The sequence below is a fragment of the Campylobacter sp. RM16188 genome, assembly GCF_012978795.1.
Lineage (GTDB): Bacteria > Campylobacterota > Campylobacteria > Campylobacterales > Campylobacteraceae > Campylobacter_A > Campylobacter_A canis.
Window position 1 is genome coordinate 76586 of sequence record NZ_LIWQ01000002.1, and the last position, 16207, is coordinate 92792.

Annotated in this window: 18 protein-coding genes; 13 read left to right on the plus strand and 5 right to left on the minus strand. The window is 38.5% G+C overall.

The window, feature by feature from the left end; genetic code table 11:
* The first annotated feature begins 4 nt into the window (after positions 1-4).
* Genes CDOM16188_RS01450 through CDOM16188_RS01465 form a run of 4 tightly spaced genes read left to right on the plus strand, consistent with a single transcriptional unit; the run spans position 5 to position 2961 of the window.
* The gene (locus CDOM16188_RS01450) at positions 5-1096 is read left to right on the plus strand and encodes a transglutaminase domain-containing protein (RefSeq protein ID WP_172197661.1); all 1092 of its coding nucleotides are present in this window, start codon (positions 5-7) and stop codon (positions 1094-1096) included.
* Positions 1093-1416, plus strand: coding sequence for an aryl sulfotransferase (locus tag CDOM16188_RS01455; protein WP_172197664.1), 324 nt, complete (start codon positions 1093-1095; stop codon positions 1414-1416). The genes CDOM16188_RS01450 and CDOM16188_RS01455 overlap by 4 nt, the downstream gene beginning before the upstream one ends.
* Complete coding sequence (locus CDOM16188_RS01460; RefSeq protein WP_172197667.1) at positions 1409-1681, plus strand: heavy-metal-associated domain-containing protein; 273 nt, start codon at positions 1409-1411, stop codon at positions 1679-1681. The genes CDOM16188_RS01455 and CDOM16188_RS01460 overlap by 8 nt, the downstream gene beginning before the upstream one ends.
* A gap of 2 nt (positions 1682-1683) precedes the next feature.
* Positions 1684-2961 carry a M20/M25/M40 family metallo-hydrolase gene (locus tag CDOM16188_RS01465; RefSeq protein ID WP_172197670.1) on the plus strand — a complete coding sequence of 426 codons (1278 nt, stop codon included), beginning with the start codon at positions 1684-1686 and terminating at the stop codon, positions 2959-2961.
* A 79-nt stretch (positions 2962-3040) separates the two neighbouring features.
* Here CDOM16188_RS01465 and nth read toward each other — a convergent pair whose 3' ends face one another.
* Positions 3041-3673, minus strand: coding sequence for an endonuclease III (gene nth / locus CDOM16188_RS01470; protein ID WP_172197673.1), 633 nt, complete (start codon positions 3671-3673; stop codon positions 3041-3043).
* A gap of 110 nt (positions 3674-3783) precedes the next feature.
* Here nth and CDOM16188_RS01475 point away from each other — a divergent pair, with 110 nt between their 5' ends.
* Genes CDOM16188_RS01475 through CDOM16188_RS01505 form a run of 7 tightly spaced genes read left to right on the plus strand, consistent with a single transcriptional unit; the run spans position 3784 to position 11005 of the window.
* Complete coding sequence (locus CDOM16188_RS01475) at positions 3784-4596, plus strand: peptidyl-prolyl cis-trans isomerase (RefSeq protein WP_172197965.1); 813 nt, start codon at positions 3784-3786, stop codon at positions 4594-4596.
* 10 nt (positions 4597-4606) lie between these two features.
* Positions 4607-5671 (plus strand): class II fructose-bisphosphate aldolase, encoded by a 1065-nt coding sequence (gene fbaA / locus CDOM16188_RS01480; RefSeq protein WP_169942362.1) that lies wholly within the window; start codon positions 4607-4609, stop codon positions 5669-5671.
* An 8-nt stretch (positions 5672-5679) separates the two neighbouring features.
* On the plus strand, positions 5680-7008 hold the full coding sequence (locus tag CDOM16188_RS01485; protein ID WP_172197676.1) for a MotA/TolQ/ExbB proton channel family protein: 1329 nt from the start codon (positions 5680-5682) through the stop codon (positions 7006-7008).
* On the plus strand, positions 6992-8050 hold the full coding sequence (locus tag CDOM16188_RS01490) for an OmpA family protein (protein ID WP_172197679.1): 1059 nt from the start codon (positions 6992-6994) through the stop codon (positions 8048-8050). The genes CDOM16188_RS01485 and CDOM16188_RS01490 overlap by 17 nt, the downstream gene beginning before the upstream one ends.
* Complete coding sequence (locus CDOM16188_RS01495; RefSeq protein ID WP_172197968.1) at positions 8046-8891, plus strand: pyridoxal-phosphate dependent enzyme; 846 nt, start codon at positions 8046-8048, stop codon at positions 8889-8891. The genes CDOM16188_RS01490 and CDOM16188_RS01495 overlap by 5 nt, the downstream gene beginning before the upstream one ends.
* Before the next feature lie 4 nt (positions 8892-8895).
* On the plus strand, positions 8896-10203 hold the full coding sequence (gene hisD / locus CDOM16188_RS01500) for a histidinol dehydrogenase (RefSeq protein WP_172197682.1): 1308 nt from the start codon (positions 8896-8898) through the stop codon (positions 10201-10203).
* 49 nt (positions 10204-10252) lie between these two features.
* Complete coding sequence (locus CDOM16188_RS01505; RefSeq protein ID WP_172197684.1) at positions 10253-11005, plus strand: flagellin; 753 nt, start codon at positions 10253-10255, stop codon at positions 11003-11005.
* Positions 11006-11378: 373 nt separating this feature from the next.
* On the opposite strand, the gene dnaK is transcribed toward CDOM16188_RS01505, so the two are convergent.
* The 3 genes from dnaK to CDOM16188_RS01520 all read right to left on the minus strand — a co-directional run bounded on the left by dnaK (position 11379) and on the right by CDOM16188_RS01520 (position 14706).
* The gene (gene dnaK / locus CDOM16188_RS01510; RefSeq protein WP_172197687.1) at positions 11379-13262 is read right to left on the minus strand and encodes a molecular chaperone DnaK; all 1884 of its coding nucleotides are present in this window, start codon (positions 13260-13262) and stop codon (positions 11379-11381) included.
* 131 nt (positions 13263-13393) lie between these two features.
* Positions 13394-13918, minus strand: coding sequence for a nucleotide exchange factor GrpE (grpE, locus tag CDOM16188_RS01515; RefSeq protein ID WP_169942376.1), 525 nt, complete (start codon positions 13916-13918; stop codon positions 13394-13396).
* Positions 13915-14706, minus strand: a complete 792-nt coding sequence (locus CDOM16188_RS01520) for an HrcA family transcriptional regulator (RefSeq protein ID WP_172197690.1) — start codon at positions 14704-14706, stop codon at positions 13915-13917. The genes grpE and CDOM16188_RS01520 overlap by 4 nt, the downstream gene beginning before the upstream one ends.
* Before the next feature lie 316 nt (positions 14707-15022).
* Between CDOM16188_RS01520 and CDOM16188_RS01525 the strand changes: the two genes are divergently transcribed.
* Together CDOM16188_RS01525 and CDOM16188_RS01530 are read left to right on the plus strand one after the other, a co-directional pair.
* Positions 15023-15277 carry a DNA-binding transcriptional regulator gene (locus tag CDOM16188_RS01525; RefSeq protein ID WP_169942380.1) on the plus strand — a complete coding sequence of 85 codons (255 nt, stop codon included), beginning with the start codon at positions 15023-15025 and terminating at the stop codon, positions 15275-15277.
* On the plus strand, positions 15270-15425 hold the full coding sequence (locus tag CDOM16188_RS01530) for a hypothetical protein (RefSeq protein ID WP_172197693.1): 156 nt from the start codon (positions 15270-15272) through the stop codon (positions 15423-15425). The genes CDOM16188_RS01525 and CDOM16188_RS01530 overlap by 8 nt, the downstream gene beginning before the upstream one ends.
* Positions 15426-15777: 352 nt before the next feature.
* Here CDOM16188_RS01530 and CDOM16188_RS01535 read toward each other — a convergent pair whose 3' ends face one another.
* Complete coding sequence (locus CDOM16188_RS01535) at positions 15778-16146, minus strand: nitrous oxide-stimulated promoter family protein (RefSeq protein ID WP_172197696.1); 369 nt, start codon at positions 16144-16146, stop codon at positions 15778-15780.
* Positions 16147-16207: the final 61 nt, after the last annotated feature.

Here is a 16207-nt window from a genome sequence, read left to right on the forward strand (position 1 = left end):
TTTCATGCAAAGACGTGATTTTTTCAAATTTAGTGCGGTTGTCGGTGCGGCTAGTTTTGCGCCTAATGTTGTTTTAGCTAATAGTGAGGCGATTAAGACGCCTAACAAAAATAGAGTTTTTGACGTGAGCTTTAAGCATAGTTTAAAAGAGCAGGGCAAGCTTAGCAGGCTTTGGGTTCCGCTTCTTGTCGGTAACGAATATCAGCAACTTGTAAGCAACTATGATGTATCGACAAACGCAAAAGAACACTATATCTCAGATCTTGTGATACCTACGCTTTATGCGGGATTTAACGAAGATGAAAAAGATGCGAATTTAGAGCTTAAATTTCGAGTGCAAACACAGGAGAGAAATACCGATTTTAGCAAGGTAAATTTCAACGAAAACGAAAAACTTAGCCCTGAAGTTGAGTTTTTCTTAAAACCTACTAAACAAATCCCAAATACAGGCATAGTAAAGCAAAAAGCCGAAGAGATCGTAAAAGGCATAAAGGGCGATCTTGAAAAGGCAAGAGCGATATACACTTGGGTTGCAAACACCATGCAGCGGGATAACAGCGTCATAGGATGCGGTCTAGGAGATGTAAAAGCGATACTTGAAAGCGGAAAGCTCGTGGGCAAATGCACCGATATAAACTCCGTTTTTGTTGGGCTTTGTAGAGCAGTTGGGATACCTGCTAGAGAGCTCTTTGGCATAAGAGTCGGTCAAAGCAGATTTTCAAACGAGATGGGCAAGGCGGATGAAAACGGACTTGCTAAAATTTCAGGCGGACAGCATTGTAGAGCGGAATTTTATCTTAAAGGATATGGTTGGATACCCGTAGATCCTGCCGATGTTACTAAAGTGCGTCTGGGCGAAAAGCTAAGCAATGACGATGAGAAGCTAAGCAAAATTCGCGAATATCTCTTTGGTAACTGGGAGATGTGCTGGGTAGGCTTTAACTACGGACGCGACTTCATCTTAAAACCAGAGCCTGAGCAAATCCCGCTAAATAACTTCGGCTATCCGTATGCGGAAACTGACGGAAATACGGCAAATTATTATTCGCCAAAAGAATTTAGCTACGACTATACCGCACAAGAGTTAAAAGCTTGAGAAGTGTATTTTTAGCCATCGCTTCGATAATAAGTGCCTTTGCGGCTACACTTTGTTGCTTGCCGGCACTTGTTTTTTTGATATTTGGATCTGCATTTACTCTTTTTGGTTTTACCGAGCAGCTAAGCGAATTTAGAGGGATTTTAAGTATTCTTGCCCTTGTTTGCTTGGCTCTTTCTATATTTTATTTTTTTAAAAAAGATAGAAGTTGCTCGCTTAAAAAAACAGGCAAAAAATGGCTTTTGATATACGTTTTTTTAGCTGTTTTTGTGTTTATTTTGCTATCATATCCTGAAGTTTTGGGAGCTATCTATGCGTAAATTTATCGCTCTTATCTTGCTTTGCGCTTTTGCGTTTGCCGATCAAAAAATTGTTATTTTGGTTGAGGAGATGCACTGTCCGCTTTGTACGGCTATGGTTAGAAAAGCGCTATTAAAAGTAGATGGCGTAAAAGAAGTAAAGGCTAGTTTGCGCGATAAGACGGCAGTTGTTAAGACGCTTAAAGATATAAGCGAGCAACAACTCTTAGACGCGGTAGCAACCACAGGCTATAAAGGTAAGATAATAAACAACTTAAAGGAGTAGAAATGCAAAAAAATGACGTTATGAGCGACTTTAAAAAGCTTTGCGAAATTCCTCACTGTAGCTATGAGACGGAACAGATGAGAGAATTCTTGGTCGAATTTGCCAAATCTCAAGGCTTTAATGTAGATGTGGACGAGCTTGGAAATATACACGCTCACAAGGGAAATCCTAAAATTTGCCTTCAAAGCCACTATGATATGGTTTGCGTGGGTGCTGCTCCAAAGCTAGAGCTTATCGAAGAAAATGGGATTTTAAGAGCTAAAAACTCAACTTTAGGCGCAGATAACGGCATAGGCGTAGCCATGATGATGGGTGCAATGAGAGAGTTTGCGAATTTAGAGTGTCTGTTTACAAATGATGAAGAGGTTGGGCTTGTAGGCGCAAACGGATTTAAGGGTAAGATTATCGCTCCAAATTTGTTAAATTTAGACAGCGAAGAGGATGATCGTGTGACATTAGGTTGTGCTGGCGGTATAAACGTAAGCGCAAAGGTAAGCGATGAAAAAGTTAAAAAAAGCGGAAAAGTTTATGAAGTAAGCGTTACGGGGCTTCCTGGCGGTCATTCTGGTAATGAAATTCATAAAAACATCCCAAGCTCCATAAAGATAATCGGCAAATTTTTAGCCGAAAACGGTTGTGAGCTGATCAGCCTTGACTTTGGTGAAAGAAGCAACTCAATACCTGCAAATGCAAGATGTAAGGTGCTTTGCGCGCAAGAGCTAAAATCAGATAGCCTTGTAGAAGTAGTCGCTCTTAATGAAGATAGTGCCGAGGTTCTGGCTCACAGTGGTAAAATTTTAGCCCTTATCAACTCATTCCCGCAAGGCGTAAGAAGCTATAATGTCGAGCTAAATATGGTAAATAACAGCATAAATCTCTCAACCGTCAAGCAAAAAGACGGCTTGGTGGAATTTGACTTCTTCGGAAGAGCTATGACTAGAGAAGGGCTTGATATCGTAGGTTTTGAGACTAAGACATTAGCTGATGCTCTTGGATTTGACGTTAGTGTAAGAGATCGTTCGGCTAACTGGAGCCCGTCTATTAGCGAATTTAGCGAAGTGGTGCTTGAAGAGCTTAAGAAATTTAAGCCGGAAGCTAAATTTTCGGCCGTTCACGCAGGGCTTGAATGCGGAATTTTAGTAAGCAAACAGCCCGGGCTTGAAGCTTGCTCTATCGGACCGAACATCCACTCGCCTCACTCGGTAAATGAGCACTGCGAGATAGAGTCTGTCCAGATGATGGATAAGGTAGTAAGAAATATAATCGCTCGTTTTCAATAATCTTTAATAACCTAGCTACGGTATTTTAAGCATTATATGCCGTAGCTATTTTAAAATTTGCAAGACAATTAAATTTAAGCTAAATTATCTTATCTTTGCTCTTGCAAAGGTCGTTTAAAAAGCATTCGTCGCAATTTGGCTTAATCGCCTTACAGGTATATCTGCCAAAAAGCACCATTGCTTGATGAAGCGTGTTTAAGTCTGTTTTAAAAGCTTTTGTTAGATCCATCTCAACTCCTTCGGGTGTTTTGGCTTTGCTTAAACCTAGTCTATGAGATACGCGAAATACGTGCGTATCTACGGCCATTAAATTTGCTCCGTTGTGCTCGATAAGAACTACGTGAGCCGTCTTTTGTCCGACACCCGCTAAGCTTACCAGTTCTTCTTCGCTAAGCGGAATTTCACCGCCAAAATTCTCCATTACGCTTTTTGCCATTTTGATTAAATTTTGGGCTTTGTTATTAAAAAAACTACAGCTTTGTATGAGCATTTTAACGCTTGCCAAGTTCGCGTTTGCCATACTTTTTATATCCGGATAGCTTTTAAAAAGCTCAGGCGTTATTAAATTTACTCGCTTATCCGTGCATTGAGCAGATAGCATAACGCACACCAAAAGCTCGTAAAGGTTGTTAAATTTAAGCTCGCTTCTTGCATCTTTAAAATGGAGTAAAAACTGCTCTTTGATCGCTTTTATATCTTTTTTTGTTCTCATATCGGGCTACTTTAAGTCCTTTTAGTAAAAATTTTTAATAAATTATAACCTAACATTAATTACTTTCTTGCTATAATTTTAAACAAATTTTTTAAAAAGGAATAAGCATGATGAATAAAGTTTTATTCGGGGCTTTAAGTTTGGCTGCGGCCGTAAGTCTAAACGCAGCAGTTTATGCAACTGTTGACGGTATGAATATCGAGGATAAGGATGTGGCTATAACTCTTGGCGCAATGCCCGGCGTGCATTTGCAACAACTTCCTGCGGATACTCAAAGAAAAGTTATAGACGAGACTATCAGCAGAAAACTTCTTGCAAAAGAGGCTAAAAAAAGCGGCGTAGAGAAAGAAGCGCAGTTTAAAGAGGCTCTTGAAGAGGCAAAAGACGCTATTATGCTTGATATATGGATGAAGAAAATTTATGATGATATCAAAGTAAGCGAAGCTGATATAAAAGCATTTTACGATAAAAATAAAGATCAGTTTTCAATCCCTGCTCAAGCTAAAGCTAAACATATCCTAGTAGCTGACGAGAAGGCTGCAAACGAGATAATAGCTCAACTAAAAAATCTAAAAGGCGACGCTCTTGTGGCTAAATTTATGGAGCTTGCAAAATCAAAATCAATCGACCAAGGCTCGGGCGCTAACGGTGGAGAGCTTGGCTGGTTTGGTCAATCTCAAATGGTTAAACCATTTGCCGATGCGGCATTTGCACTTAAAAAAGGCGAAATCACAACAAAACCTGTTCAATCGCAATTTGGCTACCATGTAATCTTAAAAGAAGATAGCAAAGTTGCAGGAGCGGTTCCTTTAAATGAGGCAAAAGGACAGATTGAAGCCGGCTTAAAGATGGAAAAATTTAGAGACGAGATGAGAAAAAGAGGCGACGCTCTTCGCTCTAAAGCAAAAATAGAATATAAATAAGAGGTGTAAAATGGGTGTTTTAGATATAGTAAAGCCGGGAGTTTTGGTAGGCGATGATGTAAATAAACTCTATAACTATGCCAAGCAAGAGGGATTTGCGATCCCTGCCGTAAATGTTGTAGGAAGCGACTCTGTAAATGCCGTATTAGAATCGGCGAAGAAGGCTAACTCACCCGTTATTATTCAGTTTTCAAACGGAGGAGCGGCGTTTTATGCGGGCAAAGCCTGCCAAAACGCTGCGGTACTGGGTGCAGTAGCCGGAGCTTCGCATGTGCATATGCTGGCTAAAGCTTACGGAGTGCCTGTAATCCTTCATACCGATCATGCGGCTAGAAAGCTGCTTCCTTGGATAGACGAGCTTATCAAATTTAGTCGCGATTATAAGAAATTTCACTCAACTCCGCTTTTTAGCTCTCACATGCTTGATCTTAGCGAAGAGAGCTTGGAAGATAACATAAGCACTTGCGAAAAGTATCTTGCCGAGCTTAGCGAGCTGGGTATCAGCCTTGAGATAGAGCTTGGCGTAACGGGAGGAGAAGAGGACGGCGTGGATAACACGGGAGTTGATAACGCGCTTCTTTATACCCAGCCTGAAGATGTGGCTCTTGCCTATGAAAGGCTTAGCAAGATAAGCGATAGATTTAGTATAGCGGCTAGTTTTGGCAACGTACATGGGGTTTATAAACCCGGAAATGTAGTGCTAAGACCTGAAATTTTAAAAAATTCTCAAGAGTATGTCGCTAATAAATTTAATACTTCTTGCAAAAATCCCGTAAATTTCGTCTTTCACGGCGGAAGCGGAAGCGAGCTAAAAGACATCAAAGATGCCGTTAGCTACGGAGTTGTCAAGATGAATATCGACACCGATACGCAGTGGGCGTTTTGGGATGGAGTAAGAGGATATGAGCTGGAGCATAGAGCCTATCTGCAAGGACAGATCGGAAATCCTGAAGGCGAAGATAAGCCGAATAAAAAATACTATGATCCGCGCAAATGGTTAAGATGCGGCGAAGAGAGTATGGTTAATCGTTTGATGGTAGCCTTTGAGGATCTAAACTGCTTAAATAGAAACTAGGCTTAAGTATGGATGTCAAAAATAACGCATTTGCCGACTTGGCTATCCCTGAAACCAAGGGCAGGAGAGCGTCTTTTGTCTATCTTAAGATAGTTTTTGTACCCGTTCTTATCTATGTAGTAGCGCTTCTTGGTTATTTTAAAAAGATAAATTTCGATATCGGACTTCACACCGTCATTATGATGGGTGTTATACTTGTCGTTGCGTTAATCTTTGCTAAACATAGCGCCGAGCTTGCTTGCTGCTATTTTGAGCAAAGCGGGGCTGACTTCAAGCGAAGTCTCAAAGAATACATCATCAAGCATCTTTTAGTGATAGGCAAAGATACCAAGTCAAATGCCAGCTTTGATGATTTTGTAACTTACTATACAAGAAATTTAAGAAATGAAAATTTCGCTTCGGTTGGAGCGGGAATTTTCCCTATGCTTGGAATTTTAGGAACTTTTATAAGTATAGCTATCTCGATGCCCGAGTTTAACTCATCAAACACAGTCGGTCTTGAAAAGGAAATTTCTATCCTTCTAAGCGGCGTTGCGACTGCGTTTTACGTTTCTATTTACGGAATTTTTCTTGCACTTTGGTGGATATTTTTTGAGCGATACGGGATGAGTAAATTTGAAACTCTCGTTAGACGCCAAAAAAACGCCACTAGTGATTTTTTCTGGAGCAAGGAAGAGATCGATAAACGCTATTTGCAGCAGAGCTTAACGCACTTTGAAAAGATTGGAGTTATCTTTGAGCATGTGAGCAATCAGGAGTTTTTTACCGAGCTTGATAGAGCTATAAACAAGAAATTTCAAATTTTTACCGACATTTTAAAGGCCGAAGAAAATGCGGTTAAGCTTAGCAGCGAAAGCGTAAAGCAAACGATGAATATGCTACTAAAGACGACAAAAGAGCAAAGGGATTTGGTTAAAATTCATAGCGAAATTTTAAACGTTATCAATCAATTTAATCGCAACATCAAAGATATGCAGATAAAATTTTCAGAGCAATACAACAGACTTTATGAAGTCGGCGGCGATCAAATTTCACGTCTTGAACGAAGCGTGAGCGAAATTCAAAGCGGAGTTATGAGCTTTAATAATTCGCTTCATATATTTAGCAATGAAATTTTAGAAAAGCAAAAGCAAGCTATGGACGGCTTTAAGGACTCTTTGATAGACGGAGTGCAGGCTTTTAAAACGGCTTTTGACGATGAAGCTAGCTTGGCATACGAGGATAACAGTACGCTTATTAGCGAGCTTAGAAAAGACATTATGAAACTTGACGAAGAGGCTAGTGAAATCCTTGAAAGCATAGAAAAAACAAGCATATTAGATGAAGATAGAAGATAAAAGACACAATTCCGATCAGACATTTTGGATATCTTATGCCGATTTGATGGCCGGGCTCATGTTTGTCTTTATGCTGATAATCGGTGCGGTAGTCGTCAAATACGTCCTTACGCAAAGTGATATAGCGCGCCTTCAAGTAAATTTAAAATCCCAAGAGCAAAATCTTACTATAGCTCAAAAAGAGCTTAGAAACAAAGAGGCTCTTATACAAAATATCTTTTCGAATTTAAACACCGCAAAGCTTGAAAACCAAGAATTGGCAGAGATAAACGAGCTTATAAACGAGCGCTTGCGCACGATAAGAGATGAAAAATCGCGTCTTGAAAATATCACTTCAGCTTATGCGCATAAGCTTGATGATGCAAATAAGACGATTGAAAATTTGGATCTGCAGGTTAAAGAACTTATAATAAGTCTTAGCGAAAAGGAGCGTCAAGTAAGCGAGCTTTTGGCAAGTCTTGAGGCTCAAGGATTGAGATATGAAAATCTTGAAAAAGATTACAATGATACTAAAACGCAGATTAAAAATTTAGGACTTTTGCACTCAAACGTCATCTCGAATTTACGCTCTAAGCTTGGTGATAAGGTTCATATCGATCCTGCTTCCGGAGTTGTTGCGCTGCCAAATTCGATACTCTTTGATGTTGGCTCGCACACTCTTAAAGAGGAGTCAAAAGAGAAGCTTAAAGAGATCTTGCAGAGTTACTTCGAGGCTGTTTTAAATAGCGATGAAATTCGCAAGCATATCGATAAGATAGTAATCGAAGGGCACACCGACTCGGTAGGAAGTTATCTGTATAACCTTGATCTGTCGCAAAAGCGCGCTTATGAGGTGCTTGAGTTTATATACTCTTGGAATAGCGATAAGAGATTAGAAGAGTATCTTATAGCTAGCGGGCGTAGTTTTAGCGATCTTATCATGAAAGACGGCAAGGAAGATGCCGAGGCTTCAAGGCGGATTGAGATTAAGATTTCAATCTCGGATAAAGAAGCCATGAGAGAGATCGAAGAGTTTTTGGAGGGACAAAATAAAAAATATTGAGCCTATCAAATTTAGAAATCTTAGCTTTTATCTACTTAGGGATGATCTTATCGGAGGCGAATTTAACGGCAATAAAGCCAGAAAGCTTGAGTATTTTTTAAATTCAAACCTAAACGGCGTTAAAAGAGTAGTAAGCCACGGCTCAAGCCAGTCAAATGCGATGTATAGCTTAAGCGTTTTTGCCAAGATGAAAGGGCTTGAGTTTTGTTACGTAGTATCTCATCTAAGCTCAAATTTGAGAGAAAATCCGATCGGAAATTTCAAATTCGCCTTGCAAAACGGCATGAAGCTTTTTATAGATGAAGATAGAGAGGCTAAAGCAAAAGAGCTTGCAAGCGACGAAGAAGCGCTTTTTATAAATGAAGGCGTGGCGCAGCCCGAGGCTGAAGCGGGTTTTATAACTCAAGCTAGAGAGATAGAAAGCTGGGCCGGCGGTAGCGACAAAACGGTTGATATATTTTTGCCATCAGGAACCGGAACGAGTGCGGCTTATCTTGCAAAGCACACTAAATTTAGAGTGCTAACCTGTCCTTGCGTGGGGAATGAAGAGTATTTAAGGGAGCAAATTTCGGCTCTTGATTTGAATTCAAAGGTTGAAATTTTAAATCCGCCAAAGAAGTATCACTTCGGAGATTTGAAATTTGAGCTTTATGAAATTTGGCAAGAAATTTTAAAAGAGACAAAGATAGAATTTGATCTCATATACGATCCTGTGGGGCTTATAACTCTTTTTTCAAATTTGAATAAATTTGAAAACGAGATTTTATATATCCATCAGGGCGGAATTTTGGGCAATATCAGCCAAAAGCTTAGATATGAAAGAAAGATAAATAAAAGGTGATAAGATGAAATTTTTACTTACAAGCGATGAGAGTTTTAAAGATAGCTTTAAACGGCTGGTAAATCGCTCGGATATGGATATGGGAAGCGTAACTCCCGTTGTTTTGGAAATTTTAAACGATGTGAAAAAAAATGGCGATGCGGCTCTTTTTGAACAGGTTGGCAAATTTGATCGTTGGAAGCCAAATGAAGCGGATTTTAAAATAGATCCTGTCGATATGCAAAGAGCCTATGACGGAATAGATGATTCATTAAGACACGCTTTGAATTTAGCCTATGATCGCATTAAGGCTTATCATGAAAAAAGCCTTCCTCAAACATGGACACAAAAGGACGATCAAGGAGTTCTTTTGGGGGCTAAATATACGCCAGTAGATAGAGCGGGGCTTTATATACCTGGCGGAAAGGCGGCGTATCCAAGCTCGCTTCTTATGAACGCTATACCTGCTATCGTTGCAGGAGTTAAGCAGATAGTCGTGTGCACTCCTGCCGTTGAAGGCAAGGTAAATAAGCTGCTTTTGGCAGCGATGCATATTTGTGGCATCAAAGAGGCTTATAAAGTAGGCGGAGCGAGCGCTATTGCCGCTATGGCGTATGGAACGAATTTGATAAAAAAAGTAGATGTGATAACGGGCCCCGGAAATATCTATGTAGCCACTGCTAAAAAGCTTGTTTATGGTGAGGTAAATATCGACATGATAGCAGGACCTAGTGAGATAGGGGTGATAGCCGATGAGAGTGCAAATCCTCGCCATATAGCTATAGATATGCTAAGTCAAGCTGAGCATGATGAGCTTGCCAGTGCGTTTTTGATAACTCCAAACCAGGCTTTTGCCGCGCAGGTTCAAAGGTGTATAAACGAGGAGCTAAAAAGCTTGCAACGAGAATCAATCGCAAGAGCCAGCATAGAGAATAAAAGCGCGATTATCGTAGCTCGCGATATAAAAGAGTGCGTTGAGTTGATGAACGAACTGGCGGTTGAGCATCTTGAGATAGCCACAAACGACGCTATGGAGATTATGGCTGATATAAGGCATGCGGGCGCTATATTTATAGGGCACTTTACGCCTGAGGCTATGGGTGATTATCTTGCAGGACCAAACCATACTTTACCGACAGGAGGAAGCGCTAGATTTTACTCGCCTCTGGGTGTTGAAAATTTTATCAAAAAAAGCTCTATCATATCCGTTAGTGCAAAAGGCATCACGGAGCTCGGGCAAGCTTGCATGAAGCTTGCGGAGGCTGAGGGATTAACTGCGCATAAGCGATCGGTTGAAATTAGATATAACGAGCTAACGGGCATTGGTTTATAAGAAATTTATGAGCCTATCTGTATAATGAGTAAAAAAATAGGAGATTTATATGAAACTTGGAAATAATTTTGCAAGCACTCAAAATCAGTATCTGGATCAAGCAAAAAACGCGACTCAAAAAGCTCTAAACAACATAGCGGCAAATCGTGCTATAAGCGGCGAGGATAGTTCGAATTTGATTATAGCGGATAATTTAAGAAGCCAAAGTTCGGCTTTAGAGCAGGGCATATCTAATGCAAACGACGCTATCGCGATACTTCAGATAGCTGATTCTACGCTTGAAAACATAACCAAAAGTGCCGATAGGATAAATGAACTATCCGTTAAAATGAATAGCCCCATACTAAATCAAGATCAAAGAAATATGCTAACTCGCGAGGCAAATGCTCTTACGCAATCTATGCAAGATAGTATCGCGCAAGCTAGCTTTAACGGTAAAAATATATTTTCTGAAAATTTGAGCTTTTTTACGGGAGATAAAACCGCAAGCGTGAATTTATCGAGTGTGAATTTAAAGAATTTGGATATAAACGATCAGCAAAGTGTGGTTGATTTTATATCTTCGATCAACTCTCTTCGCTCCGAGATAGGCTCTACTCAAAACGGAATTTTTTCAAGCATAAACACAGGCTTAGCTAAAAACACCGCGCTAAGAGCAAGCGAAGCTAATTTATTAAACGATGATTTAGCAAAAAACATCGGCTCTTTGAATTCAAACACTATCAAGCTTAACGCTTCTATATTTGCTCAAATTCACAATACTTCAAATTTACAAAATCAAGTTGCAAGGCTACTTGGATAAAATTTAAATAGAGGGTTTAAACTCTCTATTTTTTTAAATTTCTGCTTCATATCATCTATAAAATTCTGATTATAAAAGCGTATAGGTTTTGCATAGTATGCCGTGCGTAATAATTTTCTCTGCGAGATAGGTCTGATGATTTTTATATGGCGAGAGTAAGCGCAATTTGCAACAGGCTTAAGAAAAAGCTTATAATGAAATGATCTTGGAAATGAGTCCGTTGCTTGTGAGGGTAAGATTAGCCAGATGAGTATTGCTAGATTTTTTATTGATTGACTTTTACTTAATCGATGTAAAACTTATTTAAAAGAATTTGTAGTTTGTATGAGTTGAGATAAATTTAAGGGGCGAAACCACCCCTTAAATTTCTATATTATTCGACTTCGGCGTCGATTACGTCGTCATCCTTTTTCTTGTTTGCTTCGCCGCTTTGCTCGCTGGCTTGCGCGTTATCTTTTTTATACATCGCTTCTGCTAGCTTGTGGCTTGCTTCGCTAAGCGCCTTTACCTTAGCGTCTATCTGCTCTTTGCTTGCGTTTTCATCTTTTAGAGTCTCTTTTAATGAATTCAAAGCGCTTTCGATATTTGCTCTATCTTCGCTTGAAATTTTATCTCCAAGCTCGTTTAGGCTCTTTTCTGTTTGGTGAGCTAGTGAATCGGCTTGATTTCTTGCCTCAACCGCCTCTTTGCGTTTTTTATCATCTTCTTTATGAAGCTCTGCGTCTTTTACCATCTTGTTTATCTCGTCATCACTTAATCCGCTTGAGCCTGAAATCGTGATGTTTTGAGCTTTACCTGTTGCCTTATCTTTAGCTGAAACAGTTAAAATTCCGTTTGCGTCAATATCGAATTCAACCTCTATTTGAGGCACTCCGCGAGGTGCAGGCGGGATGCCTTCAAGGTTGAATTGCCCAAGAGATTTATTATCTCTTCCAAATTCTCTCTCGCCTTGAAGCACGTGTATGGTAACCGCACTTTGATTATCTTCGGCTGTTGAGAACACTTGGTTTTTCTTAACAGGTATAGTTGTGCCTTTTTCTATAATTTTTGTCATCACGCCGCCAAGTGTTTCGATACCAAGGCTTAGCGGAGTAACGTCAAGAAGCAATACGTCTTTTACGTCGCCTTTGATAACCGCACCTTGTATCGCCGCACCTATGGCAACCACTTCATCAGGATTTACGGATTTATTTAGCTCTTTGCCGAAAGCCTTTTTAACCTCTTCTTGAACTAACGGCACGCGTGTAGAACCACCAACCATAACGATCTCTTTTACTTCGGATTTGTTTAATCCCGCCTCTTTTACAACCTCGTTAATCTTGTTAATCGTTTCTCCTACAAGATCATCGATCATGCTTTCAAATTTTGCTCTTGTAAGCTTTTTTACAAGGTGCTTAGGACCTGTCGCGTCAGCCGTGATAAATGGTAAATTTATCTCTGTTTCTTGAGCGGAGCTAAGCTCTTTTTTGGCGTTTTCTGCAGCTTCTTTTAGTCTTTGAAGCGCCATTACATCGCCTTTTAGATCGATTCCGTTTTCTTTTTTGAACTCATCAGCCAACCAATCTATCAAGCGATTATCAAAGTCATCACCTCCCAAGAACGCATTACCGCCTGTCGAAAGAACTTCTACTACGTTATCGCCTGTTTCAAGAACCGTTACGTCAAAAGTACCGCCACCAAGGTCATAAACTACTATTTTTTCAGCCTCTTTTTTGTCAAGCCCGTATGCAAGAGCGGCTGCCGTAGGCTCGTTTATGATACGAAGCACGTTTAGTCCCGCTATCGTGCCTGCTTCTTTTGTTGCTTTTCTTTGACTGTCGTTAAAGTAAGCAGGTACTGTTATAACCGCATCTACAACACTCTCTCCAAGATACGCTTCGGCATCTTCTTTTAGCTTCATTAAGACTTTAGCCGAAATTTCTTGCGGAGTATATACCTTGCCGGCTATCTCGATAGCGCAAGCGCCGTTTCTATCCACTACATGGTATGGCAAGCGAGTTTTAGCCTCTTTTGCTGCATCTTCGTTACTCATAAGACCCATAATTCTTTTTATAGAGTAGATGGTCTTTTCCGGATTTGTAACAGCTTGACGTTTTGCACTGTCGCCTACTAAAACTTCTCCTTTATCTGTAAACGCTACAACAGAAGGAGTTGTGTTTTTGCCCTCTTTGTTCTGTATAACCTTGCTCTCACCTCTTTCATAGACACTTACGCAAGAGTTTGTCGTACCAAGGTCTATTCCTATAACTTTTCCCATTGTTTTTCCTTTATTTTAGATTTTTATTTCAATTTTATTTTATAATTTCGCTATTTTTAAAATTTAGCGCAACTTTAGCTTAAATTTAACTCGTTTTTCAACTAAGAATTAATCTTTAACACTAAGCCAAATCACTTAGCCACAGAAACCATTGCGGGACGCAAAATTCTACCGTTTATAAGGTAGCCTTTTTGTATCACTTGTACGATCGCACCGCTTTCGTGAGCATCGCTTTCAACTCTCATCATGGCATTGTGCACATTCGGATCAAATTCGCCGTCCGTGCTAATAGCGGTTACGCCGTGCTTTTCAAAGCATTTTTTAAACTGGTCTATAGTGATATTGATGCCCTCTTTGATTTTGGCTGCAAATTCATCGCCTTCCGGGTTGAAATTCGCCGCCATTTCCAGCGCGTCAATCACCGGCAAAAGATCTCTTGCAAATTTTTCGTTAGCATAATTTACTAGATCAACTTTTTCTTTTTCAAAGCGTTTTTTGATATTTTCAAAATCAGCATTGGCTCTGTAATACTTATCCGTTAGCTCATCAATTTGCTTTTGAAGCTCAAGATTTTTTAGATTATCATCACCAAAGCTAATGCTCTCATCGCTACCTTCATCAGGTATTAGATCTTGTGCTTTTATCTCTTCACTCATGCCGCATCCTTTATATAGTTGAAAAATTTCTCATAATCCGTATAAACGCTTCCCGCACAAATCATCTTAGCCTCATCGCCAAGATATTTTACGTCCTGCTTGATACCGATATATCCGTCGTCAAAAAGCGGAGAAAACGCTAAATTTGAGCCCATTAACCGCTCAAAGCCGGGATCTAATATCATTTTAAATCTCTCGTCTTTAAACATACTAAAGGCTATTTTTTCATTTTCCTGAAAATAAATTTTCGTCCTCTTTAACTCTTTGATTCTGTTTTTAAGCTCGTTTAATCCTACTTGAGACGCTATCTCCTCAAGTCTATCCAAGCTAATTCCTAAAAGATTGTTTAAAAATTTCTCGACTCTACGATCAAATTTAATAGCAATCTCATCACTACTAAAATTTAAAACTAAAAATCTATCGTTTAAGTTCAAAATTTCTTCTAAAATTTGATACTTATTGCCGTAAATCATACAATAAATCTCAAAATCTCTGGCGAGTTCTTTCAAAAAATACTCATCTGAAATTTCAAGCTCTTTGTCAAAGCTAAGATGAGTTTGCCAATATGCGTTCATAGTTGAGGCGGTAGGTATCCTTCCTCCACTTATATGAAGCTGTGTGATGGCTCCTTCATCTGATAGTTTTTTAAAATAAACCCTAATAGTCGAAGCTGGAATTGCTACTGACATACGAGAGCAAAGCTCACTTGAACCAATTGGTGAATTGTCATTCAAATAAGCTTTTATGATAGATTGCAGTATCAAATCTCTCTTGCTGGTTTTTATCATATTAGCACTCTTTTATTTTAATTGCTAGAAGCATTATACAATATTGAGTTAGATATTGTCAAGTATTTAAATTAAAAGATTTTATTTAGATAACTTTAGCCTTATATACTCATATTTTAATTAATAAGGAAAGTATTGTCTTTTGGATATTAGATTTATCAAATTTGTATATATTTAAATAAATTTATACGAAATAATGTATATAATAGTATGAATAACATATAAACTACAATATAAAATAGATTTTATACAAATTATTTTCATTATATTATAATAATTTATGTATATTTAATAATATAAACTGTATAATTACACAATGGTAGAGATAAGTGATATTTTTAATTTGTTGCACAATGCTGTCGAATCAAAAAATATGGGTAAGAAAATTTCACAAGCCCAAATGGCAAAACGCCTTGGAGTGTCAATGAGAACTTATCAGGATTGGAAGCTTGGAATTTCAAAGCCTCAAGCCGCTATTGCAGTGTGTCAGCTTCTTTGCGAGCTTGATGATGAAGATGTCGTGTATGTAGTTAAAAAAATAAGAAAATTGATAGGAAATTTAGATGGATAGATTAACACAAAAAGAAAGAGCCCAGCTTGAAGAGGTTTTTGCGGCAATTTATGCAAACAGAGGATCAAAATTTAAAAGCATTTATACAAATTTATTTAAAAGATTAGTCAAATTTAGTAATAAATTTAAAAAAGTTTTTTGGATATAATAACTGTTTTAAATAATAATACAAGCAGAATGCTTTGCAATTCTAAGAAAAAATGAATTAAAACCAAATCTATAATAGGAGAGTAGGCTTTTATAAAGGCTTTTAGTTCATGGACAAAATTATACAAAAATATAAAGTTGCATTTTTGAATATTTTTTATTTGTAAATTGAAATATCTGATCTCTTGAATATACTATTATTTTTAATAAATATTGTGATAATGTTGGCAAAAAGTTCTTAAAAGTACTTTTGTAGTAAATTTAGAGTATCTTTTAAGCTATTGATTGTTTAGCTTTAGTTTTTTACTCTTTAGTGATGGAACTAGTTGTTAATTCAGCCAATTTGACACTCTTTAGTGCTCATTGTTTGTTCTGAATCCAAACATATTTTTAATTTTAGTAAGACCAAGCTTCATGCCGCTATATCTCATTATCTTTGCCATCTGCTTCCATCTGCTTTTTTCGTAGCAAGGATGCGGACACTTTCTACAGCTTGGCTTTACTTCGTGCGGACACTCGCCAAGGCGTTCATGAGCATAGTAAAACAACTCCTCGCACTCTTTGCAAAGCGAGGTGGAAACATTAAAGTTGAGGTTTTCGCCTTTGTATGCAAGATTTAAATTTATTTCGTTTTTAAAAGCGCTTGGATGATTATCCTTGCAATTTATGCTTAAAAACTTTGCCATTGTGCTAACTTGCTCTATAAATTTTTCTTGCGTCATTTTGCTTCCTTTGGCGTAAATTTAGCAAATTTCATCGCGCAAATAGTTAATTTAAATCAAC